This is a genomic window from Labrys neptuniae, from assembly GCF_040797145.1.
Lineage (GTDB): Bacteria > Pseudomonadota > Alphaproteobacteria > Rhizobiales > Labraceae > Labrys > Labrys neptuniae.
The window spans coordinates 515,311-541,339 of the sequence record NZ_JBFNQD010000003.1 but is presented as its reverse complement, the minus strand read 5'-3'; the positions used below and the strand labels follow the sequence as shown (position 1 = coordinate 541,339).

The window sequence follows — 26,029 nt, the reverse complement described above, 5'->3', positions numbered from 1 at the left end:
GCTGCGATCAGGCCGCGCCAGCTTCGCGGATGACGCGGCCGAGCCGTTCGATGCCCTGGTCGATCGCGGTGTCATTGGCCAGCGAGAAAGAGAGCCTGATCGTGTTGGCGCCCGAGCCGTCGGCATGGAAGGCCCGGCCGGGCACGAAGGCGATGCGGGCGGTCTCGATGGCGCGGGCCAGCAGGCGGGCGCCATCCATGCCATCGGGCAGCGTCACCCACACGAACATGCCGCCTTCGGGGCGCGACCAGCGCACGCCCTCGGGCATGTGGCGTTCCAGCGCCGCCAGCATGCGGTCGCGGCGATGGCGATAGGCGCCGCGGATCTTCTCGACTTGGGCCGGGAAGGCGTGCTCGGCCACGTGGTGCATCGCCATCTGGTTGATGGTGGGGCTGTGCAGGTCGGAAGCCTGCTTCATCAGCACCAGCTTCTTGATCACGCCGGCGGCGGCGCAGATCCAGCCCATGCGCAGGCCCGGCGCCAGCGTCTTGGAGAAGCTGCCGCAGGAGATGGTGCGGGTGGCATCGATACCGCCCTCGCGGGCGATGTCGAGCGCCAGGATCGGCGGCACGTCGGCGCCGTCATAGCGTAGCGACTGATAGGCTGTGTCCTCGATCACCACGATGTCGAGCTCGCGCGCGAGGTCGAGCACGCGCTCACGCCCGGCTTGGTCCAGTGTCTCGCCGGTGGGGTTGGCGAAATCCGGGGTCAGATAGGCGAACTTCACCCGGCCGCCTGCCTTTGCGGCGGCATCGGCATAGGCCGAGGGGGTCATGTTGCCTTCCACCGGCGCCAGCCTGTCGTAGCGCGGCTCATAGGCATTGAAGGCCTGCAGCGCGCCGAGATAGGTCGGCCAGGTGACGAGGGCAGTGTCGCCGGGCGAGAGCAAGAGCTTGCCGAGATAGTCGAGCGCCTGTTGCGACCCCGAAGTGATCAGGATGTTGTCCGGCCCGCAGGCCACGCCGATGCGCCGCATCTGCCTGACCACCCAGTCGCGCAGGGGCGGAAAGCCCTCGCTGGTGGAATATTGCAGCGCCGCGCCGGCACTGACATCACCGAGCACGCTGGCATAGGCCGTCCGGAACGCTTCGTTCGGAAACAGAGCGGGGTCGGGAATGCCGCCGGCGAAGGAAATGATGTCCGGCTGCTCAAGCAGTTTCAAAAGTTCGCGGATTTCCGAGGCACGCATCCGTCCCGCCCGCGTGGCGAAGATCGCTTCCCAGTCCAAGGTCCTGTTCTCCTGACAGACGGCCGCGAGGTGCTTGCCGTCATATGGCCATCGCATCGCCTGCCCAATTTCAGGGCGCGATGCTCATGTTGCGTGCAGCATCCTCCCTGCGAAAAAATATGTCAATAATGCTGACGTATTTTTTCGCTTGTTGCGCGAACCGGGGGGACGACATTCGTCGGCGAGCGGTTGGCCGCCAGAGAGTCCGGCGCGTGGATTTCCATCACGATGGTGACTGTTTCAGTTTTCGGAGGTACCTCGGCCTTGAGCCAAGAGGCTGTACTGGTACTATTATCCCTGTTTCTACTGATGCCACAACACTAGTGGGCGCTGGAAGCGGCAGGGAGAACATTGCATATTGCTCGAATTCATGATTTGATCTTCGCTTGGCTAGTGAAATTGGAGGGAATCTGATGATTGAACCAATTTCTTCTTCTTTCTATCTCTCGATTTTTGATAGTTCTCTAGAGTTATTTAAAGGGAATGAAATATCTGCCGATATAACGGCATCCGAGCGCGCTGATCTCATCTCGAACATCTTGGAGAATAGGGAGCCGTTGACGGGTTTATTGCCTGAGGAAACGGCCACTCTTCTCCACCTCGTGCGTCAAAGACCGGATCAGGCACTTCGCACGATGGTTGTCGACGCGGCCCGCATGCAGCGCCGGAGAACCTTCGGCCAGAGCGTGGCGACGATGGTGCCGATCGAGGTGACCTCCTTTTGCGCCAGCACCTGCCGTTTCTGCGGCTGGCGCGCCGACAACAAGGAGATGGTGCGCCTTTCCATCACCGAAACCGCCATCCGCGAGCAGGCGCGCATCCTGGCGCGCAAGGGTTTCTCGCATTTCGAGATCGCCGGCGGTGACGACCTGACCCTGTTGCAGCAGCACCTCAAGGGGTTGGTGCGCGGCCTCAAGGAAGAAACGTCGGCGGTCAACCCCGAGGCGCGCGTCTCGGTCTGCCTGGTGCCGATGCATGAGCAGCATTATCGCGACCTCCGGCAGGAGGGGCTCGATTGCGTGCTGACCTGGCAGGAGACCTATGACCGCGAACTCTACGGCTATCATATTCCGAGCGGACCGAAAGCCTGGGGTGTCGACGAGCAATTGCGCCTGCAGAAGAAGACCGACGAACCCGTCGGTTTCCTGCATCGGCTGCGCTCGCAGGAACTGGCCATCCGCGCCGGCCTGCAGGCCGGGCTCGGGGCCATGATCGGCCTGTCCAAGGTCACCGAGGCCGATATCCTCTCCGTCGTCCTGCATGGCCGCCGGCTGATCGAGCATTATGGCGATGCGGTCGAGCCCTTGATCATCGGCATGCCGGCCTGGAACCCGATTCTGACCCAGGCGAGCGACAACCGCCCCGCCAGCGAGTTCGACTTCGATACCCAGGGCAATTTCGAGCTGATCGCCGCCATCTATCTTTTGGCTTTTCCCGACCGCATGGCCTGGGTCTTCGCCAATGGACGGGTGCCGCCGGATATCCAGACCGACTGCGTCGAGACGGCCTGCTGCTTTACCTCGACCCTGGTCCAGATCTCGCCGGGCGCCTATCTCGATTTCAAGCAATCGGAACTCGACACCATGTTCGAGCGGGTGCGCGGCGTTGCCGAGGCGACACCGACCTTCGAGGAGGTGATGTCGGGCGAGCAGTTCATGCATTATTTCGCCAGCCATGAGGAGTTCGTCGCCGGCTTCGAGGCGCGCAACCTGCATGTCGTTTCCGACCGCAGCTATTTGCGGCGGGCCGATTGGGCCGTTGCCGCGGAATGAGCCATGCTGTGGCGGCAGCGCAAGGCCGATCGGCTGGATCTCGGCAAGCGGGGCCCGATCGACGAGCGGGCCCTGTGGACGGAGCTCCGGCCCGTGCGCTGGCTCGCCGAGGCCGAGCGCCCTGGAACACCCGTCCTGGAGATCGTCTCCGTCTGCAAGGCGGAGGTGCCGGGGCTGGTGCGCGATCACGGGCATGCCTTCATCCGGCTGGTCGACGAGGAGGGCGGCATTCGCCCCATCGGCTTCTTTCCGGATGAGAGCACCGGCGTCGAGCCGGATGATTTCCCCGGCCTGCGCATGCCGGGCATGCTGCTGCTGCCGGATAAATATGACCGTATCGCCTGGAACCCGCTGATCACCCGCATCGCCTTGTCGCGGCCGGCCTTTGACGGCATCTGCACCCGTATCGAGCAGATGCAGCGCGGCAAGGGTGAGGGCGAACTCGGCTTCGACCTGCTCGACCAGAGCTGTGTGGGCTTCGTGGTCCGTATCGCAAGCCTGGCCCGGATCCGGGTCGAAGCGGAAGTGCGGCTGACGGACTTCGCCGACGGGGCGGGGGTGGCAGCCGGCCCGACCTGGCGCCGGCATCTTGGCCGTCTTGTGCCGAGGCCGCTCTACCGCCTCCTGTTCAATCTGGCGCTTTCCAGCCATGGCGGTTTCTGCACCGTGTCCCGGCAATGGGACAAATCAGGCGACGAGCCTGTGCTGCGGATGATCAGGGGCATCGAGCCGGTATTCACGCGCTGGCGCGACCTCTGGTTCCGGCACGTGCCGTTCTACCATGTGCGTGCCCTCAGGGAGTGGCAGCGCAAGGTCGAACGCGAGGGCCTCGAGCCCTATCGCCTCGCCGAGGCCTGATCGCCGGATCTGAGGAAGCGCAGGGCAAGGCCGGCCCACCAGAGCGGGCCGACGATGACGCCGCCAAGGCCAGCGGCGACGTCGACGATCAGCATCTGCTGGTTGGCGCGTGCAATGAAGGCGACGATATAGAGCAGCCCACCAGCCATGCCGAGCACAGCTAGGGCCTTGGGGAGGGTACCGAACCGCCAGCCTAGCGCGCCGAACAGCAGCAGGCTCAGTCCGCTCAGGAAGAAGATCAGCCAGCCCTGCGGGTCGAGGACGAGGGAGAAGGAGGTGATCGACTGCCGCACCGCCTCCGAACCCGCCGCGAAGGCCTGCGCGCGTTGAGCCTCACCGCCGAGCAGGCGGATATAGCTGATGGCGGTGACACCGAAGCCGAGCTGGCCGAGCGAGGCGGCGAGCCGGGCGAGGCCGCTCGTGGGGCCGATCAGGCGCTGTACTTCGCCCATGGCGCAGAAAGCGGTGAGGCCGGCCAAAGCGAAGGCCATCAGGAAAGCCTGGCGCCCGAGCGGCGCACTCGCCAGCGCGTTCCAATAGTCGAGCGTGCCGGTCTTGAACTGCGAGGTCGGGTCGAGAAAGAAGGTCGCGCCGGTCGCCGCATAGCTGAGGGCACAGATGAGGCACACGATGCCGGCGGTTCTATTCATCGGAGTGCCCCGTACGGTTTCCACTGCCATCGGCCATCAGGTTTCGAACAGTTTGAGGATGGCGCCTTGCGGCATCAGCCGCATGATGGTGTTGCGCAGCGTGGCCGTTACCGGCGTCTGCCATTGCCGCATCTTGCCGATCTTGCGCGAGCGCGCCACCAGGGGCGTTGTGCGCGCCAGCCCGATGGCCTGATAGGTCTCCAAAGCCTTGGTAAGGTCGGGCCCGGCCTTCAGGCATTGCGCCAGAGCGAGGGCATCCTCGATGGCCTGGCAGGCGCCCTGGCCGAGATCGGGCGTCATCGGATGGGCGGCATCGCCGAGCAGAGTGAGGGCGCCGTCGGTCCAGCGGGGGAGCGGCAGCGTGTCATAGACACCGGTGCGCACCAGGTCCTCCGGATCGGTCGCACCGATCACGGCATGCGCGAGGGGCGGCCAGTCCGCGAAATGCGCCAGGGCCTCGGCCTTGTGGGCGGGATGGATGGCGGGTTTGTCGTGCACGGCGCTGTTGAGCGTGCCGTACCAGTAGACATAGTCGTCGCGGATCCAGAACACGCCGAAGCGGCTGCCGCGGCCGAAGAACTCGCGGTAGCGGCCTTTCGGAAAGCTGCCGGGCGACAGCTTGGCGACGCCGCGCCAGGTCATCCAACCGACATAGCGCAAGGGCGAGGCGCCGATCATGGCATCGCGCAGGAAGGAGCGCACGCCGTCGGCCGCCACCACCAGGGGGGCGCTGCGCATCGTGCCATCCTCGAAGGTCAGGCTGGCGCCCTCCGCCTCGCGCCGATAGCCGATGCAGCGGCTGCCGGTATGGATCCTGGCGGGATCGAGCGGCCGCAGCAACTCGGCATAGAGGTCGACCCGGCGCAGGCAGAGTAGAGGCAGGCCGCTACGCTCGCGCACCGGCGTGAGCGGGATGGTTTTCAGCGGCCTTTGCCGCCAATCATAGATCTCGCCCAGCTCCAACGGGTCGGCCAGGGTCTGGACGCCGTGGTCGAGGCCGAGCCGGCCGAGCGCCCTGAGGGCATTGGGCCAGAGCGTGAGGCCGGTGCCGCCGAGCCCGATGCGCGGCGAGCGCTCGTAGATCTCCCAGCTCATGCCCGCCTGCGTCAGGGCGTTGGCCACGGCCAGTCCGCCTATGCCCCCGCCGATGATGATGACTTCGGGAAATCCCGACATGTTTGTATGATCCGTTCGAACCGGGTGTCCGCAGGCCTGAACGAGGTTGATTGTCGTATGGGTGCGGGCGGCTGTAAAACGGAAAAAGGGGCGGGGATGAACTCTCGGCAGGATGACGGCGGAGCCGTCCGGTGAGTGTCGAAGCCTTCGTCAAGCTGTTCCTGCTCGTCTTCCCGCTGATGTTCAGCCCCGGGCCCACCAATTTCCTCTGCGCGGCCTCGGGCAGCCGCCATGGTGTGGTGCGCTCGGTGCCGATGATCCTCGGCATGGACCTGATGGTGTTCCTGCCCGCCTTGGTGGTGGGCCTGGGTGTGACCGGTTTTCTGGTCAACTATCCCGGCCTGCTCACCATGGTGCAGCTCGTCGGGGCGCTGGTGGTGCTCTATATCGCCTTCGAAATGGCGCGGGGAGCCTCGCCGGACGCTCCGGCGGCGAGCGGAGCGCAGCCGATGGGGTTTTGGGGCGGCATGCTGGTGCAGGGCCTGAACGTGAAGGGGCTGACGCTCCTGCTCATCATCTACGCCCAGTTCCAGTTGGCGGATAAGGGCCTGGTCGCCAACGCCCTGATCATCGCCGTTGCCCTCACCGTGCTCAGCCTGGTCTCGCATTTCGTCTGGACGCTCGGTGCGATGTGGCTGGCCCGGCGCTTCTCCTCGCCACAGGCCATGCGGATCCAGGGCTTCATCTATGCTTTCATGCTGGCTCTGGTCGCCGTCTGGATGATGGCATCAGCCCTGACGGGGGCGGGGTCATAGGGCGGTTGCTTGCTTCTTTTGCAGGGGGCGCTGCCCCTCACCGCTATCCTCTCCCCGTAAGAACGGGGCGAGGGGGCGCAAGCGTCGCGACTAACCCTCAGATCTTTCATCTCGCGCGACGGCAGGGCGAGATGGGATGCTTGCGCTATGAAATGCGCGGCCAAAGTCCCCTCGCCCCGCCCGCGGGGAGAGGGTGCGGGTGAGGGGCACCGCGACCTTAGCCGAGAAGAACGCACTTTCTCATCCCACCGTGACCCGATAATCCGCCTCCAGCCAGGGGCCGCCGATCGGGGCGAGGCGGAAGCGGATCTCGCTGCCGGCGGACAGGGCCGAGGTCGGCAGGTCGAGGACGTGGAGGGACAGGCCCGCGTCATGGGTTCGGCCCTCGTCGTGGCTCGCCCATCCGTCAAAGCTCCAGCGAAGGGCGGAGAGGTCGGTGAGCTCGATGCGCAGGATCTGGCCGGGGGCGATGGTGTGGCGCTGGTGGTTGAGCCGCCAGAAACGGCGGTTGCTGACGATCTTGCGTTTGAGATAGCGTTCGACCGTCTGGGGCGGGGTGTCGAACACAGCCCCGTCGCGCAGCGAGCGAAGCAGCTTGATATGCTCGCCATGGGCCCAGACCAGCGGCATGGCGCTGCCGGTCGGCTTGCCGAGGAAGAGTTCGTGCTCCGGCAGGTCCGGGCCGTCCCAGATCTGTTCGGGCAACTGGCCACCAGGCCCTGCCGACGCTTCGAGCGCGGCCAGCAGGCGCCGGGCTTCCTCCGGCCTGCCGGCGGCGAGCTCGTAATGCGCCCTTTCACCGGTCAGGAGCGGCCAGAGCCGGCCGACGCCGGTGCCATCGAAGGCCGAGCCGTCCTCGTGCTCGCCATAGCCGTCGTTGTTGTAGCGATACCAGCAGGGGCCGCTGGGCAGGTCTCTTTTCAGGAGATGGTCGATCGCCTTCACAGTCGCCACCATGCGCGGGTCGTCGGCGGCCCTGAGGCCAAAGCGCACCAAAGCGAGGGCATCGGGACTGAGCAGCATCTTGGCGCTGAGCACGGCTTCCTGGGCGGAGCGGTTCTTGATGGCGACGGTGCCGCCGAGGCCCGGGCCATCCTCGCTGTCGCCGGGGCCGATGCGGACATAATAGCCGGGAATGCCCAGTGTGTGCGCCAGGTCGGTATCGCTGGCGAAGGTCCAGGCATCGATCTCGGCATGCCATTCATCCGCCGTCTCGCGCAGCAGCGTGGCGGCATCCGGGCGATCCGCTGCGTCCATGGCGTCGGCGGCGGCGAGGAGGGCTGATATCTCGACAGCAAGCGTGAAGGGTGAATAGCCGGCGTCCTCTTCCCAGCGGTCCTCGTCGGTGACGGGGCCGTTGCGCAGCACGAAGCTCGCCGCGCGCTCCACCATCGGCAGGAAGCGACGGGCCTCCGCCGCATCCAGGCTGCCGGCACGCACCAGCATGTCGAAGAGCAGGATGGGAAAGGCGGTCTCGTCCATCTGGATGCCGTCCCAATAGGGATGGCCGTCGATCCAGTTGTTTTGGGCCCAATGGCCGTCGCCCTCCTGGATGGCGGCCAGATAGTCGAGGATGCCGCGCGCGTCGGCCGGGCTTCCGGCCGCCAGGAAGCCGCCGGCGGTCTCGACCAGGTCGCGCGGCCAGACCAGATGATAGCCGCCAAGGTCGTTATCGCCCTTGTTGTAGCCCCAGGGCGTCGACAGGCTGGCGATGGCGCCGCCCGTGAAGGCGCCGGTGCGATGGGCGGCGAGCACGGCGGTGCTGGTGCGGTAGCTGGTGCCCCGGGCGGGGCTGACATGATCGAGATCCTCAAGCCCGGCCTGCCAGCCCTGCCAGATCGCGCGCACGCGCCGGCGTGCGGGCTCGAGCCCCTGCTGCAGGCTGGCGATGGCGTTGAGGGCCGCTTCCTCCGGTCGCAGGCCGAGGCCGAGGGTGAGCAGGACGCGGCCCTGGCTGCCGCGAAGGTCGAGCGTGCCGCTCAGCGCGACATTGCCGTCTTCGGCGCGAAGCCAGTCGGAATTCACGCCTTCGCCGCGTTTGAGGGTCTGCCAGCCATCGGAAAAACCGACATAGCCGGCCGAGCGGGCCTGCCAGGGAACCGAGGCGGCGAGGGCGAGCGAATAGCCATAGCTGCCGCTGGCCATCAGCAGGCCGTGCCCCTTGTAGTCGTCGACCCAGGCGGTGTTGCGGCTGCCCTGATTGACCAGATGCGGCGATAGCAGCACGTGCAGGCCGTAATCCTCGGCCTCGCCCTTCAGGGCTTCGAAGCGGATGTCCTGCAGCAGGCTGTCGCGGAAGGGGTCGGCCAGGATGGTCTTGCGGATGCGGTAGCGCCCGTCCTGCGCCGTGTTGACGAGTTCGAAGACGGGGGTGCCGTCGCTCTCCATGCGGATATCGCCGTCGGCGTCGCGCTTTTCTTCAGAAAAATAGTCCGCGGCCGTGACGAGGAGGCCGCAATCCCTGATGCAGGCAAGGTCGATGCGCGGATAATAGATCTCGTTGAGGATGCCATGGCTGAGGGCAAACCAGACCCGGCTCGACGCGGAACCGGCGGTGCCGATGCCGCTCTTGGCCGCCGAGGTCCAGCGCGGCTCGACGCCAGGGGCTCCGGGAGGTGAGGCAGTCTCGCTCATGCCTTGGTCTTCTTGCCGATGGGGGTGGCCTTGTCGGCTATCTTGGCTTTGCGGGAGGACTTGGCCGTGGCAGCGGGCTTGGCCGTGGCGGACGCCTTGGCCTTGGGCGATGTCCTGGTCCTGGAAGACGGTTCGGGCGCTTCCTCGGATTCGTGGAAATTCTTCAGGCGCCACAGGGCAGCGCCGCCGTCGAGGCCGGCATCATTGGAGCCGAGCGTGACATTGGCCGGCAGCGCGAGCTTCACATGCTTGGTGTTGCCGCCGCCGAGATAGAGGTGGTCATAGTGGAACAGCACGAAGAGCACGTCGATGACGTGCCTCAGCCGCTTGTTCCAGCGCTTGTTGCCGATCTTCTCCCGTGCCGCCTCGCCGATATAGTCGTCATAGGTCTTGGTGCGGGTGATGGGGTGGTGAGCCAGTTCCATATGCGGCATCAGCTCGCCGTCGCGGAACACCGCCGTGCCCGCGCCCGTGCCCAGCGTCAGGGCAAGCTCGATGCCCTTGCCTTTGATCAGGCCGAGGCCCTGGACCTCCGCATCGTTGATCAGCCGTATCGGCTTGTTGCCGAGTTGGGCGGCGAGCTTCTGCCCGAGTGGAAAGCCGTCCCAGCCTTCGGGTGCGAGGTGCGGCGCGGTGAGGATGCGGCCATGTCGCACCAGGCCGGGAAAGCCCACCGAGATGCGGCCATAGGCCGAAAGGGGCGCGACCAACTCGGCCAGTGTCTCGACCAGCAGATCGGGTGGGCAGGGATGGGGCGTAGGCACCCGCACCCGCTCTCCCTGCATCTGCCCGCTCGGATTGACGATCGCCGCCTTGAGGCCGGTGCCTCCAATGTCGATGGCGAGGATGTCGGATGTCTCCTTGGCCACGGGCAGGCTCCCTGATTGACGGCGACCCCAGCCCAACCGGGCTTTCGTCGATGGAAAGGCGCAATTGTGGCTGGCTTGTGTTGCCGGCTTTATTTTGGTGGTGATCCTATCAGCTTGGTTACCCCTGCGGCAATTCGGAGGCGGAATCCGCCTCGGATCGGGCTGGGGGCATTCGATTGAGGCAGAATGTTGCCCCATTGCTAAGCGCTATGCACAAAATCCATGCAGCCGCCGCATACCGGGCATACGCGCCGGTCTGTGCGATTTTTTACCGTGCGGTGCAAAAGAGGAGTATATGCACTGCAACAAATCAATCTCTCTGGAAAGTAAGTGTTATGGTTCTCTTCGGTTTTGTTTCTTCGATCGCTTCTCGTTTCACGGCCTATCGCAATTATCGCCGTACCCTTCAGGCTCTTTCGGCTCTTGATGACCGCGAGCTTGCTGATCTCGGCATCTTCCGTGGCCGTATCGAGGAAATTGCTCGCGGCGCCGCTCGCTAATCGAGCTTAGCGTCCGTTACGGAATGCGAAGCCGCCGGGATGGTTCCCGGCGGCTTTTTCTTTGATTATTGCTCGAGCCGATTCCGTGAAGAAGAGCAGGACAGTCCATGCTGCACCTGCGAAGGGCGGCAGTGACTACATCATCGGCCGTGCAGGGCGCGTCCGCCGGTCATCCACGCTCAGCGCATGGCTCATGCTATGCGCAAACGGCCTTGGGAGCTCTATTGGCGTTCGAACCAGGCCAAGGCCGGCTCGGCCTCGGTGAACTTGGCTTCCTCGTCCAGCTTTATCCGCTCGCCACCCTTCTGTTCGAAGAGCCGGCCGCGATAGAAGGTCGCCACGCCGCCCTCGGGCAGCGGCTTGTCGAGCTTCCACAATTCTGCCCTGGCGTTCTGGCGGATCCGGATCCAGCGCAGGGTGGTCATAGGCCGTCGATCCGCATCAGCGCGTCGAAATGCAGCTTGGCCTGGTGATCGAGCACGGTCATCCATTCGCGCGCGGTGCTCTCGATGACCTGTTGGGGAATGAGCTTGAGTGGCCGGCCGGTCGACATGGCCAGCACCTGCTGCCGGCAGGCCCGGTCGAGATAATAGAGATCGTCGAAGGCCGTTGCGACGGACGGACCGCCGACGATGACGCCATGATGAGCCAGGAAGACGATGTCGGCCTTCTGGTCCGACTTGGCGGAGCTGGCGATGCGCTCGCCTTCCTTCTCACCCGAGGCAAAGCCCCCGAATTCGTCGTTATAGGCGGTACGGCCGTAGAAGCGGGCCGCCGTCTGGTGCGCCATTTCGAGCCGGCCCCCCTCGATCATGGTGAGGCTGGTGGCCCAGGGCATATGGGTATGAAGCAGGCAAAGATGGCGCGGATTGGCGCGATGCCCGGCAATATGGATGTTGCGGGCCGTCGCCTCCAGTTCGCCTTCGCCCTCCAGGATCTGCCCTTGCCCATCGACGAGGAGAAGGTCGGCCGGGCGCATCTCCGACCAGTGAACCCCATAAGGATTGAAGAGATACCGCTCTTCGGCGCCGGGGACCTGCACCGAGAAATGGTTGCAGATGCCCTCGTTGAAGTCGAACTTCGCGGCAAGGCGGAAGGCGGCCGCGAGTTCGCGGCGATAGACGTCGATATCAGGCATTGCATTTGTCCGATCACGGGATGGAAAGCTCCCTTATCCCGTGCCGGCGCGCCGACGGCAACGGCCATGATGCCGCGCTGGCCTGTCAGCGGTGTTTCCTCGGTATCGCCTGACGCATGCAGCCGATTGACGCCGGAGGCGGAACTTGCCACACCTTCATCGAAATATGCATCCATGGGGTGGTAATGAAACTCGTCCGTTCTGTCCGCCTATGGATGAAGGAGGGGACATCAGACAAGATCTACGAGGTGGATCTTGTCGATCTCGAACACGCACAAGTTGAAGAGCGCTATCTCGTCAATTTTCGATATGGCAGGCGTGGAAAGACGCTGCGGGATGGTACGAAGACACCTTCTCCGGTCGTATTGGCGTCGGCAGAAAAGCTTTATGACAGTGTCGTCATTTCAAAGGTGAATGACGGCTATCGCCGCATGGGCGAGGACGTTCCGGCCATTACGGCCTCCCAAACGGCGGGCGAGGTTCCCGTTGGCGGGCGCGATGGCGAGTTGCTCAACCAGCTTGCCTCCTGCCTCCGCTCGCCCTGGCCCGCCAAGGAACGTGATCGCCTGTTCTGGCGCCTCGGCGTCATCCGCCTGAAGGCCGCTTGGCCGCAGCTCGCCGCCATTGCCGAAAAGCTCGGCCCGAGCCAGGCGAGCTACAGCCTGGTGCATGCCTTGGCGCGTTGCGGCGGCGCCGATGCGGCCGGGCTCCTGGCCGGCATCGCCGAGACCAATGTCAGCGCGGTGACGCGAGACTATGCCGCCTATGCCCTTGCCAGCGATCTCCTCGGCCCGGCCCGTCAGCCGCCACGCCTCGTACTGCCCAGGGCCGACAATGCGGCGCAGGCGGCGGCCATCGAGGCGGCGATCGCTGCTGCCAACGGTCCTGCCCTGGTCGAGGTGCTGCTTGCCGCTGCGACGCAGCAGCCTGGCTTCGCCAACCAGTTCCTGATTGCCCTTGCCCATCGCGCGCTGGTCGACGGCACGGCCCGCAAGGCCCTGCTGGCGGGGCTCGCCGTCGTTTCCGCCCGGCCTCCCTTCGTGCAGGTGCTGCGGCGCTTGTTCAAATATGCCGATCTCACCGATGATGGTCCGCTCTTTGCGGCAACGGCCCGCCAGTTCGAGTTGGCCACGCCGATGTATCGCTACGCCTATCGCGGCCAGGTCTGGCTCCCGGGCCAGCGCAAGCCCGTGAAGCTCAGCGAGGAGCAGGCCAGCGTCACGCCGCGCGTCGCACTGTCGGAGCAGACGCTGCTTTACTTCAAACGCCGGGCCTGGCGCAGCCTGCGCAAGCGCGGCGAACTCGGTCAGGATGCCTTCACGGCGATGGCGTGCGACCTGTTGCTGGCCTTCGGCGACGCCGATGGCGAGAAGGCCTATGAGCAGCAATATTTCGTGCAGGTCGATGGGCGATATCAGCGGCGCACGCTCTACCATCCCGCGCTGCGGCGGATCTGGAGCCTTGGCCAGCTGCTTCATCGCAACCAGCCCGGTGTGCGCTTCCGTCCGAACAGGTTGAGTTTCTCGGTTGCCGACGAAGCGGGCGCGGATGGGCGCGGGGAGGCGTTTCCGGCCTTGTGGGACGCCCAGCCGCAACGCCTGCTGCGGGTAGCCGCAGGGGCACGCTACCAGGCCGCGGCGCTCTTTGCCGTGCAGGCCCTGCGGGAGGGGCCTGCACGACCGGTGGCGATGGATGCTGCCGCGATCCCGGATCTGTTGACCTCGCCCTATGCCGAAGTGCTTGGCCTGGCGGTATCGCTTGCCCGCCGCCTGATCGACGAGGGCAAGGCTGATGCCACCCTGATCGCGGCCCTGATGCAAGCCGACGTCACCGAAGCCCACATGTTGGCGATCCGGGCGATCGGCGGGCGTCCCGAATGGCCCTGGTCCGAACCGGCTTTGGCATTGGCGGCCCTGCTCACCCCGCAGGCACGCATGCAGCAGGAGACCCGCGATTGGCTGGAACAGCGCCCGCCGAGCCGGCAGCAGCGGGTCCGCCTGACCGAGGGTTTCGCAGCCTGGCTCGGGGCCCTGCCGGCCGAACCGGACGAGCGCCAGCTTGCCGGCCTGCGCTTTGCCCTGTCCCTGCTGCCCGTTCTGTGGCCCGCCCATGATTGCCCGCTGCCCCCGGCCGCCGTCGAGGCACTGACGGGCCACAAGGCCGGCGTGGTGCAGGGGGCTGCGATCGAACTGCTTGCCGTCACGCCGATTCGTCCCGGCGAGCTGCCGCGTCCCTTCTGGGAGGCCGTCCTCGCAGCCGAATCGCTGCCGGTGCGGTCCGCCTCGATGCGCCTGCTCGCGCGGCTCGACGACACCGAGCTCGCAGCGCAGGGCCAGACCATCCTGGCTGCCGCCACCGGCGCCCATGCGGATCTGCGCGCCGCGGCCCGCCCGCTGATAACCCGGCTTGCTGCGCATGATCCCGGCTTTGCCGAAGCCCTCAGGGACCGGCTGATCGATGGTCTGTTCCGTGCCGAACCCTCCGACGGGCATGCGGCTGACATGGTCGAGCTTTTTGCCGCGAGCCTGCCCGGTTTTCTCGCCGGCTTGGACATGTCGACGCTCTGGCGCCTGTTGCAGGCGCGAGCAAAAGGTGCGCGGCTGCTTGGTGCTCGGGCGCTCGGGCAAACCGACGCTTCGCGCTTTTCCATCAAGCAGCTGGCCCGGCTCGGCAATCATCCCTTCGCGGCGGTACGGGCCTTTGCTCTGAACGCCTTCGAGGCTGACCAGGCCCGCTTCCTGGCCGCCCCTGAAGATGCGGTGCTGCTGGTCGAAAGCGAGTGGGAAGACATTCGCGTACCCGCAACGCGGCAATTGCTGAACTGGCCGGATGGCGCCTTGCCGGCCGCAGCGCTGGCGGTGATGGCCGACTCCACCTCACCGGCCGTGCAGGAGAGTGCGCGCCAATTGCTGCGCCGAAGCCTGGATTCGGGCGATGCCGGCATGGTGCTCGCGCGTGTGCTCGAACACCCCTCCGGCAGCTTCCATCTCTTCGTCACCGAACTGATCACCGGACAGAGCCTTGCGGATCCGACAATGTTCGCGACCTTCCTGACGCAGGCCCGCATCATCCTGATGCAGGTCAATCGTGGCCGGATCGCCAAGGACCGCGTGTTCGCCGCGCTCCGGCGCGAGGCGCTCGGCAGCCAGGACAGGGCGCAGGCGATCTGGCGCCTCCTGCATGATGTAACTCTCAGCTCCGTTGCCAAGGACCGGGCGCCGGCACTAGCCATCCTCATCGACATCGCTCGCCGGTGGCCGGAAATCGCCTTGCCCGTCCGGGTGGCACCGGCCCGCCAGGCGATGCGTACCGCCTCGCAGGAGAGTGCGGCATGAATTTCGTCTATCGTTTTCTCGGCGAAAGCCGCGCGAGCACGGATGCGGCGGCGTCCACTTTCGGCTTCGCGCCCGATACGCTGCGCCAGCCGGCCTTCTTCAGCGGCAAGGTTGTGCGGCACCTGGCCTTTCGCGAGGCGATCTCCGCGCTGCACCATGTCGTGGTCTCGGATCTCCGGTTCAAGCCGCGCGATCGTACCGCCTATTTCGAATGGTTGAAGCAGAACGAGGCAGCGTTGCTGGCCGAGGCGGCCGCCCGCCGCGAGGAACTCAAACCGCGCATCGAGACGCTGCGCCAGCGCATACGCTCGCTCGATGACGAGAGCCAGCGCCTGATGAAACCGTTCTTCACGGCGCGGCAGGCCTATTTCAACTATCTCTACAAGCAAAATCGCGATGCCTGGATCGTGCTCGATCCGGTCATCACCGTGCATCCGGACGAGATCTTCTTCGAGTGCTTCAGCCTGGACGAATCGAGCTATGGGCGCCTGTCCTGCGATCATGACGTGTTTGAGCAGCTCGGCGAGATGGCGTTCGGCACCACCAATATCGACTACAGCCATGCGCTCTATGACGAATTCCAGAAGATCCGTACCTATCGCGACACCACGCTGAGCATCGACCCATCCGGCTTCGAAGTGCAGACCGCCGACGACAACGCCTTTCGCGAAGAAAAGATTGATCTGCCCGACAGCTGGGTGCGCGGCTTCCTGCAGGTCTCGAGTGCCATGACCCTGCCGGCTCATGTCTTCGACCTCCATCCGATGGATCTCGCCAATATCCTGGGCACCCTTGCCCGCAGGAAGGAGCGTGTCGGTCCGCGCTCGCTGCGTTTCCTGCTCAAGCCCGACGCGCCGGTCGAGGTCGTGGTCGAGCCCTGGGGCGAGCGCCTCACCTTCCGGCGCTCGATCTATCGGGGGCGGGAAGGGGGCGAGATCCGGATCTGGGGCCGGCGCCGTCTTGCCATCCTGGAAAGGGCGCTGCCGCTTGCCCGCAGCGTGCGCGTGCATCTCACCGGCACGGGGCTTCCTTCCTTCTTCGTGGTCGATTTCGGCGGCATCCGCTTCACACTCGGCCTTTCTGGCTGGACGGCCAATGACTGGTCCTCGGCCGGCCAGTTCGACCTGCTGGCTCCCCGTCACAAGGTGGATGCCGATACGGCCCAGCGCGTATTCGCCGCACTCGGGGACCGGCATGCCGCACCGGCGCGGGACCTCGCCCGGGATCTCGGCCTGGAGGAAAGCATGGTGCAGGCCGCTCTCACCGCCTATACCCAGGCAGGGCGGGTGATGTTCGACCTCGACAAGGGCATCTATCGCCGGCGCGAGCTCACGCGCGAGCCCCTGGCGCCGTCGCAGCTGCGTTTCGCCAGCGAGCAGGAGGCCAGCGCTGACCGCCTGGTCGAGGCCAACCTCGTCACCATCGCCGGCGTCGACCGCAATCAGGGCCGGCGCATCGTCGCCGGCACGGTGCTCGACAATGCCCGCAAGGAAAGCGTCGCGCTCACGATCGATGCGGACGACCGCTTGGTCGAGGCACGCTGCAGCTGTCACTTCTACGGACACAACAAGATGATGCGCGGGCCTTGCGAGCACATGCTGGCGCTCAGGCGCATCTTCCATGCCGAGGTCGAGGGCGTGGCGCAGGACAAGGGAGATGCGGCATGAGGCTTCCCTTGTTTACCGAGGCGTCGCCAGGGCCGGTGTGCCGGCACGTTGGGACTTTCTCACCTGTGTTCCGCCGGGAACAGCACCTTGGCTTGAAATCGGTGAGCGGATGCGCTTACCTCACTTATCGGAAGGGCGCGGGCCGGTCAGGACCTTGCAACCCGGGTGGCGTATCGCCGTCCTTGCAACATGACCGTGCACGCATCACTGGCCCAATCTTCACTGGGCGGGGACTGCCTACCGGTGCGCTATTGCAGATTGGGTTCCTTGAACCCAATAGCGCACCGGTAGGCGTCCCCGCTTCGAGTGGATTGATCCAGTCCTTGGACGAGACGAAGGCAGTCCGGCCTGCGCCCCTTCCGGTTCCCCATTGCGATGCCTTCCTTCGTCCCCAATGGCGGGGGGCGGCATGAACCAGAGTGTCGCACCGGGAACCCTGACCCGGCAGGAACTCTATGACCGCATCCGTGAATCCTCCAAGGACGAGGTCATCCTCGAAGAGATGATCCGGCTCGGCTTCTGGCCGGATGGTGCGGCCGCACCGAGCCCGGCCGCCGAGGCGATCCGCGAGCGCGGCGAGGCCATGCGCGAACTCGGCGAGCTTCAGCGCCAGAATGCCCTGTGGAGCGATCCGGAGCGGGCGATCAAGGAGATGCACAAGCGGCGCAAGGCCGAGGCCCTGGCGCGGAGGACCGAGACCAGGCGGCGCCATGCCCAGGCGCGCCAGGACCGGGCCGAGGCCTGGCACGTCAGGCGCCAGCGCGAGGTGCTTTATCTGGGGGAGGGTGTGTCCGCCGGGCTGGGCGCCACGAAAGCCGAGAAGCCTCGATTGCCCGGCCTGCCTGAAATCGCCGATGCCAAGGTGCTGGCCGACCGGATCGGCATTTCTCTCGGCGAATTGCGCTTTCTCACCTTCAACCGCGCCGTATCGAGCGTCAGCCATTATCAGCGCTTCCGCATTCCCAAGAAAACGGGTGGAGAGCGCCTGATCTCGGCGCCGATGCCACGCTTGAAGCGGGCGCAATACTGGGTGCTCGACAACATCCTCGCCAAGGCCGGCCTGCATGAGGCGGCGCATGGCTTCGTGCCCGGGCGCTCGATCCTGACCAATGCGCGCAATCATGTCGGCAAGGACGTGGTCGTCAATCTCGACCTCAAGGATTTCTTCCCGAGCCTGACCTATGGGCGCGTGAAAGGACTGTTCGAGGCGCTGGGCTATAGCGAGGCGGCCGCGATTCCGCTCGCCTTGCTCTGCACCGAGCCCAAGGTCGACGAGGTGGAACTGGACGGCGAACGCCATTTCGTCGCTGACGGGCCCAGGCTGCTGCCGCAGGGCGCGCCGACCAGCCCCGCCATTACCAACCTCGTCTGCCGGCGGCTCGACCGGCGGCTGGAGGGGCTCGCCCGGACACTCGGCTATACCTATAGCCGTTATGCCGACGACCTCACTTTCTCGGCGTCCGGTGAAGCGGCGAGGAAGATCGGGACCTTGCTGAAGGCGGTGCAGGGGATCGTCGTCGGTGAGGGTTTCATCATTCATCCCGACAAGACCCGCGTCATGCGCCGCTCGGGGCATCAGGAGGTCACGGGCCTCACGGTCAATGAACGGGTCGCCGTGCCCCGTCCCCTCCTGCGTCGCTATCGCGCGGTGCTGCAGCAGGTGGAACGACACGGGCCGGCTGGCCGCCATTTCGGCCCGGGCAAGGACGTGGTGCGCTCCTTGCTCGGCTTTGGCCAGTTCGCGGCCATGGTGGATCCGCAACAGGGAGCCGGTTTGCTGGAACGTGCCCGCCGTCTTGCTGCGGCGCATGCCGCGCCAGCTGAGAGGTCGAAGCAGCCAGGCGGTGCGGCGGCTTTCCGCGCCGCCGCTGCGGCCGGGCGGGCGCCTGCGGGCAATCATTGGCTGCCGGCGGAAAGGCCGGCGCCGGCTCTCGATCCCGTGCTGGCGGCTCTCGCGCGCGAAGAGGCCAAAAAGGCCGAACAGGCGCAGCGGAAGGCGGAGGCCGCTCGGCAGGCCGTGGCACAAAGTGCCTTGCGCCGCGCCACCTCCGAAACTTCGCCGTCGCCGGCAAGCCAGGCGACGGGACAGGCACAGGGGGCTTCAGGCCCACGGGCCGGCAGGAAGCTGCGCTTTACGCCCAAGCGCCTGCTCGTGATCGCCGCGATCCTGATCTTCCCCCTGCTCATCCCGGGGATCGGCCCATTCGTCAGCGGCCTCCTGCTCTATCTCTATCTGCGCTGGATGTGGAAACAGGGGTGAGGGTATCTGCGGGGGCGCTTGAGACTCGCGGAAAAATAAGTGCTCGGATCGCACTGTCATCCCCGGCGGAGCCGCTCGCGAGTGAAGCGAGAGAGGGCGAGGGTATCGTCACAAGCTGCGCTTGTGACTGGAATCCAGGGGCCACAAATTGCCCCTATCGGCTCCTGGATCCCCTTGCCTCGGCCTACGGCCTCGCCGGGGATGACAGCACACTTGTTTCTAAGCGCGCCCCTCACTGGCTGCCGATCAGGATGCCGGTGAGCAGCACCAGGATGCCACCGAGGACGACCTGCACGATCGCCGACGTGAAGGGCGTGGCCATGAAGCGGGTACGGATCCAGGCGATGGCGATGAGTTCCAAGACGACCACGCAGCCGGCGACGCCGGTCGCTACCCAGAAATCGGGGATGAGATAGGGCAGGGTATGGCCGAGGCCGCCCACCGTGGTCATCACGCCGCAGGCCGCACCGCGCACCCAGGGATGGCCACGCCCCGTGATCTCGCCATCGTCCGACAGGGCTTCGGTCAAACCCATGCTGATGCCGGCGCCGATCGAGGCGGCGAGGCCGACCAGGAAGGCGTCCCAGGAGTTCATGGTGGCGAAGGCGGCGGCGAAGATCGGGGCGAGGGTGGAGACTGAGCCGTCGATCAGCCCGGCCAGGGCGGGCTGCACGATCTGCAGCACGAAAAGGCGCCGGGAAGTCTCGTCCTCGCTGCGCTTCTGGTCGGCCGGCAGCTTGGACTCCAGCGTCTCCGCCAGGCTTTCGTGGCGCTTTTCCTCTTCGGCGAGATCGGCCAGCAGGGTGCGGATTTCGACGTCGTGGGCCTGTTCCGCCGCCTTGGCATAGAAGCTGGCGGCTTCCAGCTCCATGGTCTCGGCCTGCTCGCGCACCGCGTCGATGCGCAGATTGTCGAGCAGCCAGATTGGGTTGCGCTTGAGGAAGCCGCTGACGTCCTGTCGGGTGATATAGGGCAGGGTATCGCCGAACTTGGCGGTATAAGTCTCCAGCAGGCGGTGGCGATGGCCGCGCTCTTCTTCGGCCATCGCTTCGAAGATCTTGGCGGAACCGGGAAAATCGGCGCGCAGGCGATTGGCGAATTGCAGATAGATGCGCGCATCCTCCTCCTCGTTGGAGATGGCGAGCGCCAGGATCTCGGCCTCGTTCAGATCGGAAAAGCGTTTCATGGTGAGCCTAGATTAGAATAATTCTAAATTTAGATCCTTCTATCCCGCCTGCCGGTTCCTGTCGAGCCAAATCCCTCAGCCCGGGAAGAAAGGCGGCGCGAGCAATGCCGCCAATACCGAACCCACCAGAAAGTTGAGAAGCAGGCCGATCAGCACCACGGCGATCGTGTAGATCGGTGTCTTCATGGTGGGGATCCGCATCAGCACGGGAGCGCCGGCGAACAGGAGATAGACGCTGTAGAGGCCGACGATGGCGAGCAATCCCAGGGCCGGAACGATCGTGAAGACGTTGGCGAGCCAGGCCGCCGTCATGCCGTAGGCGCCAAGCTTGAAGGCGCTGAGGAAGTCGGACCTGCCGCCGAAATGGGGAGCCAGCCGATCGATCACGATTGCCATGACATGGAGCATGGCGAGGGTGATCACGTAGCGCAGGAAGGCCAGAACAAGGCCGCTGACCAAGCCGATGCGGGCGCCGTCGATGCCGATCAGCGAGGTGCCGATGAAGCCGGCAATCGGGCCGATCGCGGCGAGATAGAGGACATAGTCCCGATAGATGCGTTCGACGCTGGTCGCCTCGGCGGCGATAATTCGCCATTCGGCTGACGGCGACAGCAAAAGGTTCCGCGCCCGTGCCAGGATGTCCATGACCATGGTGATGACAACTCCGATCGATCGCCCTTTGCATAGCACGGGGCGCAGCGCCGTCATGGTCCGTCACGGGCGCTTGGGGAGTTATCCAATACCGTTCAGGGCACAGAGCAGCTTCATGCGGTGGGCGGCCTTTTCGGGGTCGACCAGAAGCTGGGCCTTGTCCGCCAGGCGGAAGAGGTCGGCGTAATGGACGATGCCGCGGGCGGACTCGGCGCCTCCGACCATGCGGAAATGCGACTGGAAGCCATTGAGCCAGGCCAGGAACACCACGCCGGATTTGTAGAACTGGGTCGGCGCCTCGAACAGGCGGCGGGCCAGGGTCACGGTCGGATCGAGGATGACGCGATAGCCTTCTTCGTTGCCGGCCGCGAGCCGGTCCATCGCCGCGGCGGCGGCCGGCGCGATCGGGTCGAAGATGCCGAGCAGCCCGTGCGAGAAGCCCTGCAAATCGCCCTGGATCAGTTCGCCATAGTTGAAATCGTCGCCGGTATACATCGCCACGCCCTCCGGCAGCAGCCGGCGCAGGGTGACTTCCTTCTGTGCGTCGAGCAGGGAGATCTTGATGCCGTCGATCTTGCCGGCATGGCTGCGGATCAGTTCCAGCACCGTCTGCATGGCCGGCTCGAACGCCTGCGAGCCCCAATAGCCCGCGAGCGTCGGGTCGAAGGCCTCGCCGAGCCAATGCAGGATCACCTTGTCGCGGGTCTGCTCGATCAACCGGCCATAGACGGTGAGATAGTCGTCGGGTCCCTTGGCAAGGCGGCAGAGAGCGCGGCTCGCCATCAGGATGATGCGCCCGCCATGCTTCTCGACATGGGCGATCTGTTCCTCATAGGCCCGGATGACGTCGTCGAGCGTGGTGGCGGTTTCGAGGGCGAGCTGGTCGGTGCCGGCGCCGCAGGCGAGGTCCGCGCCCGGCCGGCTGCGGGCCTCGGCCAACGAGCGTTCGATCAGTTCGGCGGCGGCAGGCCAGTCCAGGCCCTGGCCACGCTGGGAGGTGTCCATGGCTTCGGCGATCTTGAAACCCAGCCCCCATAGATGATGGCGGAAACGCAAGGTCGCCTCCCAGTCGACCGCCGGCCGACGCCAGGGGTCCTCGAGGCGGCGGGGATCGGCCACGACATGGGCGGCCGCATAGAGGGTACGCGGAAAATTGCCGGTATGGACGAGCGGGTAGGGGGAGGACGGCCCGTAGTGATAGGCCTCCAGGCTGCCGTCGACAGTAGGCAATATCAGTGCGCTCATCGGCCTCTCCTCGTTCCTCTCCCATCCGGCTTCTTTGACGCCCGTGCCATTTTTCGTCCGATGCCCGGCGTTTGCGGGGGAATCGGCTGCAAAGCAGCGCCCCGACAAGATCGTCACAGGATGCCGGTGAAAATAGGCCAAGGCGTCGCGCCCTGGGGATAAGCATGTCGATTAGAACGTTCCAAAGTCAAGGATATTTCATGTGGGGGAATATTTATTCTTTTATTTCAATGAGTTCATGGGTACTCGAAAGCGGTATTGACATATTCATAGGAACGTTCCAAAAAAATAGGAGCACCGATCCATTCAAGAGGTCGGCGGAGGGAGCGTGAGGATGAGCGGAGGCAAGCGCGGCGCAGGCCGGGCGACGACGATCATCGATATTGCCAGGGCGGCCGGCGTGTCGAAGTCGACCGTTTCGCTGGTGCTCAAGGATTCCCCCCTCGTCAAATCGGCCACGCGCGAGAGCGTCATGCGGGCCATCGACCAGCTCGGTTATGTCTACAACCGCTCGGCCGCGAGCCTGCGCACCGCCCGCTCCAGCTTCGTGGGCATGGTGATCTCGGATCTCATGAACCCCTTCTTCACCGAACTCGCCGTCGGCATCGAGGATGGGCTGCACAATATGGGCTTCGTGCCCATCCTGGCCAACACCAACGAGGATGTCGAGCGGCAGACCCGGGTGCTGCAATCCCTGCGCGAGCACGGCGTCGCCGGCATCATCATGAGCCCGGCCCGCGGCACGGATGTCTGGTCGCTGGCCGAGACGCTGCCGCGTTCCCTGCCGATGGTGCTGACCATGCGCCGGGTCGAGGGCAGCAGCCTGCCCTATATTGGCCCCGACAACCGTGCCGGCGCCCGCGAGGCCGTCAGCCATCTCATCAAGCTCGGCCACCGCTCCATTGCCTTTCTCGGCGGCTTCGGCAGCATGACCACCCAGAAGGAGCGCATTTCCGGCTATCGGGACGCGCTGATCGCAGCTGGGCTGCCGCTCACCGACGAACTGATCTGCGAGGCCATGCCGACACGGGCCGGCGGTGCCGAAGCCATCGCGGCGGCCTTGGCGAGCCCCCACAGGCCGACGGCAGCCTTCTGCTACAACGACATCGTGGCGATGGGGGCGACCCGCGCCCTCGGCCTGCGCGGCATCCGCGTCGGCGTCGATTTCGCGGTGATCGGCTTCGACGACATCGTCGAGGCCGAGCACAACGCCCCGCCCCTCACCACCGTCAATGCCGATACCAGGATCATGGGCACGCGCGCGGCCCGCAGCCTGCTTGGCCTGATCGACGGCGCCGATCCGGAAGCGATGTCCTTCATCGGCACGACCCGTCTGGTGGTGCGTGAATCCTGCGGCGCTCATGGACGTACTATCTTGAAGGAGACGGCATAATGGCCCAGCCAGCGTCGGGTAAGAGCGTGGCAGCTTCAAAACGAGGCTTGCGCTGGGGGATCGTCGGCGCCACGACCATCGCCAGGGAATGGATGATCGGGGCCATTCGCGAGACGGGTGGCGAGGTCGTCAGCGTGATGTCTTCCGACGCGGAGCGCGGTAAGGCCTACGCCAAGGCGAACGGCATTCCCCATTCGACCCGCAGCCTTGCGACCCTGCTCGCTAAGGATATCGATGCGGTCTACATCGCCACCACCAACGAAAAGCATAAGGCGCAGACCCTGGCAGCTGCCAAGGCCGGCATTCACGTGCTGTGCGAAAAGCCGTTGGCCCTCAAGCTGTCCGATGCGCACCGGATGGTCGCCGCCTGCAAGGAAGCCGGCGTCGTCATGGCTACCAACCACCATCTGCGCAATGCCGCCGCCTTCCGTGCCATGCGCGATGCCGTCGCCTCCGGCAAGATCGGCAAGCCGCTGTTCGCCCGGGTCTTCCACGCCGTCTACCTGCCGCCGCATCTGCAGGGCTGGCGCATCAAGGATGCCAAGGCCGGCTCGGGCGTGGTGATGGATATCACCGTGCATGATGCCGACACGCTGCGTTTCGTGCTCGGCGAGGAGCCGGTGGCGGCAACGGCCTTCACCCAGCACGGCGGCATGGGCGGCGCCGGCATCGAGGACGGCGTCATGGGCGTGGTGCGCTTCGAGAGCGGGTTGCTGGCACAGTTCCACGACGCCTTCACCACCGCCTATGCCAAGACAGGCTTCGAAGTGCACGGCAGCGAAGGCTCCCTGATCGGCACCGATTGCATGACGCAAAAGCCCGTCGGCGAAGTGGTGCTGCGTAATGCGTCCGGCGAGCACAAGCTGCCCTTCGAGCCGGAAAATCTCTATGTCCGCAGCGTCGCCAATTTCCAGAACGCCGTGCGCGGCAAGGGAACCCCGTCGGCCACGGGGGAGGACGGCATCCGTTCGATGGCCCTGGCTTTGGCCGTGCTGAAATCGGCCAAAACGGGCCGCGAAGTCGCCGTCGAGCCGGGGCTCTGATCCGATGGCCTTCCCGAAAGTCCTTTCCGCCGACCAGGCTGCCGCGCTCATCCCCGACAATGCCGTGGTGACCGTCTCTTCCTCCTCCGGCCTCGGTTGTCCGGATGCGATGCTCGCCGCCATCGGCCGCCGCTTCGATGCCGCCGGGCACCCGCGCAACCTCACCACCCTGCACCCCATCGCGGCCGGCGACATGTGGGGCATCAAGGGCATCGACCACATCGCCAAGCCGGGCCTGCTCGCCCGTATCCTCGGCGGCTCCTATCCGTCCGGTCCTTCTTCGGCCGAGCCGCCGGCGATCTGGAAGATGATCACCGGCAATGAGATCCCCGCCTATAACATCCCCTCCGGCATCCTGTTCGACATGCATCGCGAGGCGGCGGCCAAGCGCCCCGGCGTGCTCACCAAGATCGGCATGGACACCTTCGTCGATCCGGCTCGCGAGGGCTGTGCCATGAACCAGCGGGCGGCGGAGGCGCCGATCGTGCGCAAGGTCGAGTTCGACGGGCAGGACTGGCTCTATTTCAAGACGATCGTGCCGGATGTCGCCATCATCCGCGCCACCACGGCCGACGAGCGCGGCAATCTTTCCTATGAGCATGAGGGCGGCTATCTCGGCCCGCTCGACCAGGCACTCGCCGTGCGCAACAATGGCGGCATCGTCATCGCCCAGGTGAAGCGCCTCGCCGAGAGCGGCACGCTCAAGCCGCAGAACGTGCTGGTGCCGGGCGTGCTCGTGGATGCCATCGTGGTCGCGCCGGACCAGATGCAGACGACGCAGACGTCCTATGAGCCGGCGATCTCGGGCGAGATCTTCCGCCCGCTGTCGAGCTTCGAGATCCCCGAATTCGGCGTTTCCAAGGTGATCGCCCGCCGGGTGGCGCAGGAATTGCGTTACGGCGATGCCGTCAATATCGGCTTCGGCATTTCGGCCAATGTGCCACGCATCCTGATCGAGGAGGGCCGGCATGGCGAAGTGACCTGGGTGATCGAACAGGGCGCCGTCGGCGGCGTGCCGTTGCTTGACTTCCAGTTCGGCTGTGCCTCCAACGCCGAGGCGATCATGCCTTCGCCCTATCAGTTCACCTATTTCCAGGGCGCCGGCTTCGATGCCTCGCTGCTCTCTTTCCTGCAGATCGACCGCGAGGGCAGCGTCAACGTCTCCAAGCTCGGTGTGCGCCCGCATGTGACGGCGGGGGCGGGTGGCTTCGTCGACATCACGGCCCGGGCGAGGCGCATCATCTTCTCCGGCTTCTTCACCGCCGCCGCCGGCCTTGCCGTCGAAAACGGCGCGCTGGTCATCGCCAGGGAAGGCAAGGTCAGGAAACTGGTCGAGGCGGTGGAGCATGTCTCCTTCTCCGGTCGCCGCGCCGTCGCCCAGGGCCAGGACATCACCTATGTCACCGAGCGCTGCGTGCTCAAGCTGACTGACAAGGGCATCGTGGTCACGGAAATTGCGCCCGGCGCCGACCTCCAGCGCGACATCCTGGCCCAGGCCGAGTTCCCGCTTGGTGTCGCCGACGATCTCAGGGTGATGGATGCGGCTCTGTTCCAGCCGGAAGCGATCGGGCTGGATTTGAGGGGAGGACAGGCGTGATGGGTCGGTGCCTTCACCCCTCATCCCCCTGCCGGGACCTTCTCCCGCAAGGGGAGAAGGGGTTTGACTGGG

20 protein-coding genes are annotated in these 26,029 nt (G+C 65.5%); 10 read left to right on the top strand and 10 right to left on the bottom strand.

Going from position 1 to position 26,029, the window contains the following annotated elements; translation table 11 throughout:
• Nucleotides 1–7 precede the first annotated feature (7 nt).
• Nucleotides 8–1,189 (bottom strand): aminotransferase-like domain-containing protein, encoded by a 1,182-nt coding sequence (locus tag ABXS05_RS13200; RefSeq protein ID WP_437178662.1) that lies wholly within the window; start codon nt 1,187–1,189, stop codon nt 8–10.
• A 674-nt stretch (nt 1,190–1,863) separates the two neighbouring features.
• Here ABXS05_RS13200 and ABXS05_RS13195 point away from each other — a divergent pair.
• Both ABXS05_RS13195 and ABXS05_RS13190 read left to right on the top strand, forming a co-directional pair.
• Nucleotides 1,864–3,000 (top strand): radical SAM protein, encoded by a 1,137-nt coding sequence (locus ABXS05_RS13195; protein WP_367624210.1) that lies wholly within the window; start codon nt 1,864–1,866, stop codon nt 2,998–3,000.
• Between the two features lie 3 nt (nt 3,001–3,003).
• The gene (locus ABXS05_RS13190; protein WP_367624209.1) at nt 3,004–3,858 is read left to right on the top strand and encodes a hypothetical protein; all 855 of its coding nucleotides are present in this window, start codon (nt 3,004–3,006) and stop codon (nt 3,856–3,858) included.
• Here the strand turns inward: ABXS05_RS13190 and ABXS05_RS13185 are convergent.
• Nucleotides 3,837–4,508 carry a DUF4386 family protein gene (locus ABXS05_RS13185; RefSeq protein WP_367624208.1) on the bottom strand — a complete coding sequence of 224 codons (672 nt, stop codon included), beginning with the start codon at nt 4,506–4,508 and terminating at the stop codon, nt 3,837–3,839. The two genes, ABXS05_RS13190 and ABXS05_RS13185, sit on opposite strands and share 22 nt — an antisense overlap.
• A gap of 36 nt (nt 4,509–4,544) precedes the next feature.
• Nucleotides 4,545–5,684: an FAD-dependent monooxygenase gene (locus ABXS05_RS13180; RefSeq protein ID WP_367624207.1), complete on the bottom strand. Its 1,140-nt coding sequence runs from the start codon at nt 5,682–5,684 to the stop codon at nt 4,545–4,547.
• A 131-nt stretch (nt 5,685–5,815) separates the two neighbouring features.
• Here ABXS05_RS13180 and ABXS05_RS13175 point away from each other — a divergent pair, with 131 nt between their 5' ends.
• Nucleotides 5,816–6,439, top strand: a complete 624-nt coding sequence (locus ABXS05_RS13175) for a LysE family translocator (protein ID WP_367624206.1) — start codon at nt 5,816–5,818, stop codon at nt 6,437–6,439.
• Between the two features lie 240 nt (nt 6,440–6,679).
• Here ABXS05_RS13175 and ABXS05_RS13170 read toward each other — a convergent pair whose 3' ends face one another.
• Together ABXS05_RS13170 and ABXS05_RS13165 are read right to left on the bottom strand one after the other, a co-directional pair.
• Nucleotides 6,680–9,073 carry a glucan 1,4-alpha-glucosidase gene (locus ABXS05_RS13170; protein WP_367624205.1) on the bottom strand — a complete coding sequence of 798 codons (2,394 nt, stop codon included), beginning with the start codon at nt 9,071–9,073 and terminating at the stop codon, nt 6,680–6,682.
• Complete coding sequence (locus ABXS05_RS13165; RefSeq protein WP_367624204.1) at nt 9,070–9,942, bottom strand: ROK family protein; 873 nt, start codon at nt 9,940–9,942, stop codon at nt 9,070–9,072. The genes ABXS05_RS13170 and ABXS05_RS13165 overlap by 4 nt, the downstream gene beginning before the upstream one ends.
• Before the next feature lie 335 nt (nt 9,943–10,277).
• On the opposite strand from ABXS05_RS13165, the gene ABXS05_RS13160 reads away from it, so the two are divergent.
• Entirely contained in the window at nt 10,278–10,442 is a 165-nt protein-coding gene (locus ABXS05_RS13160) for a DUF1127 domain-containing protein (protein ID WP_082979645.1), read from the top strand.
• Between the two features lie 221 nt (nt 10,443–10,663).
• Here the strand turns inward: ABXS05_RS13160 and ABXS05_RS13155 are convergent, their stop codons facing one another.
• On the bottom strand, nt 10,664–10,867 hold the full coding sequence (locus ABXS05_RS13155; protein ID WP_367624203.1) for a hypothetical protein: 204 nt from the start codon (nt 10,865–10,867) through the stop codon (nt 10,664–10,666).
• Complete coding sequence (locus tag ABXS05_RS13150; RefSeq protein ID WP_311933729.1) at nt 10,864–11,580, bottom strand: aldolase; 717 nt, start codon at nt 11,578–11,580, stop codon at nt 10,864–10,866. The genes ABXS05_RS13155 and ABXS05_RS13150 overlap by 4 nt, the downstream gene beginning before the upstream one ends.
• 185 nt (nt 11,581–11,765) lie before the next feature.
• Here ABXS05_RS13150 and ABXS05_RS13145 point away from each other — a divergent pair, with 185 nt between their 5' ends.
• The 3 genes from ABXS05_RS13145 (at nt 11,766) to ABXS05_RS13135 (ending at nt 18,842) form a co-directional block, all read left to right on the top strand.
• A complete protein-coding gene (locus ABXS05_RS13145; protein WP_367624202.1) occupies nt 11,766–14,915 on the top strand; it encodes a hypothetical protein in 3,150 nt (1,049 codons plus the stop codon).
• The gene (locus ABXS05_RS13140) at nt 14,912–16,582 is read left to right on the top strand and encodes an SWIM zinc finger family protein (protein ID WP_367624201.1); all 1,671 of its coding nucleotides are present in this window, start codon (nt 14,912–14,914) and stop codon (nt 16,580–16,582) included. Before ABXS05_RS13145 ends, ABXS05_RS13140 begins: the two co-directional genes overlap by 4 nt.
• A gap of 409 nt (nt 16,583–16,991) precedes the next feature.
• On the top strand, nt 16,992–18,842 hold the full coding sequence (locus ABXS05_RS13135) for a reverse transcriptase family protein (RefSeq protein WP_367624200.1): 1,851 nt from the start codon (nt 16,992–16,994) through the stop codon (nt 18,840–18,842).
• Nucleotides 18,843–19,074: 232 nt separating this feature from the next.
• Here the strand turns inward: ABXS05_RS13135 and mbfA are convergent, their stop codons facing one another.
• The 3 genes from mbfA to ABXS05_RS13120 form a co-directional block, all read right to left on the bottom strand.
• A complete protein-coding gene (gene mbfA / locus ABXS05_RS13130) occupies nt 19,075–20,028 on the bottom strand; it encodes an iron exporter MbfA (protein WP_367624199.1) in 954 nt (317 codons plus the stop codon).
• A gap of 75 nt (nt 20,029–20,103) precedes the next feature.
• Entirely contained in the window at nt 20,104–20,679 is a 576-nt protein-coding gene (locus tag ABXS05_RS13125; protein ID WP_367624198.1) for a Yip1 family protein, read from the bottom strand.
• 81 nt (nt 20,680–20,760) lie between these two features.
• A complete protein-coding gene (locus ABXS05_RS13120; protein WP_367624197.1) occupies nt 20,761–21,924 on the bottom strand; it encodes a dihydrodipicolinate synthase family protein in 1,164 nt (387 codons plus the stop codon).
• A gap of 334 nt (nt 21,925–22,258) precedes the next feature.
• Between ABXS05_RS13120 and ABXS05_RS13115 the strand changes: the two genes are divergently transcribed.
• The 3 genes from ABXS05_RS13115 to ABXS05_RS13105 are packed head-to-tail and all read left to right on the top strand — an operon-like array spanning nt 22,259 to nt 25,957.
• A complete protein-coding gene (locus ABXS05_RS13115) occupies nt 22,259–23,317 on the top strand; it encodes a LacI family DNA-binding transcriptional regulator (protein ID WP_311933718.1) in 1,059 nt (352 codons plus the stop codon).
• Complete coding sequence (locus ABXS05_RS13110; RefSeq protein ID WP_367624196.1) at nt 23,317–24,360, top strand: Gfo/Idh/MocA family protein; 1,044 nt, start codon at nt 23,317–23,319, stop codon at nt 24,358–24,360. The genes ABXS05_RS13115 and ABXS05_RS13110 overlap by 1 nt, the downstream gene beginning before the upstream one ends.
• A 4-nt stretch (nt 24,361–24,364) precedes the next feature.
• Complete coding sequence (locus ABXS05_RS13105) at nt 24,365–25,957, top strand: acyl CoA:acetate/3-ketoacid CoA transferase (protein WP_367624195.1); 1,593 nt, start codon at nt 24,365–24,367, stop codon at nt 25,955–25,957.
• Nucleotides 25,958–26,029 lie beyond the last annotated feature (72 nt).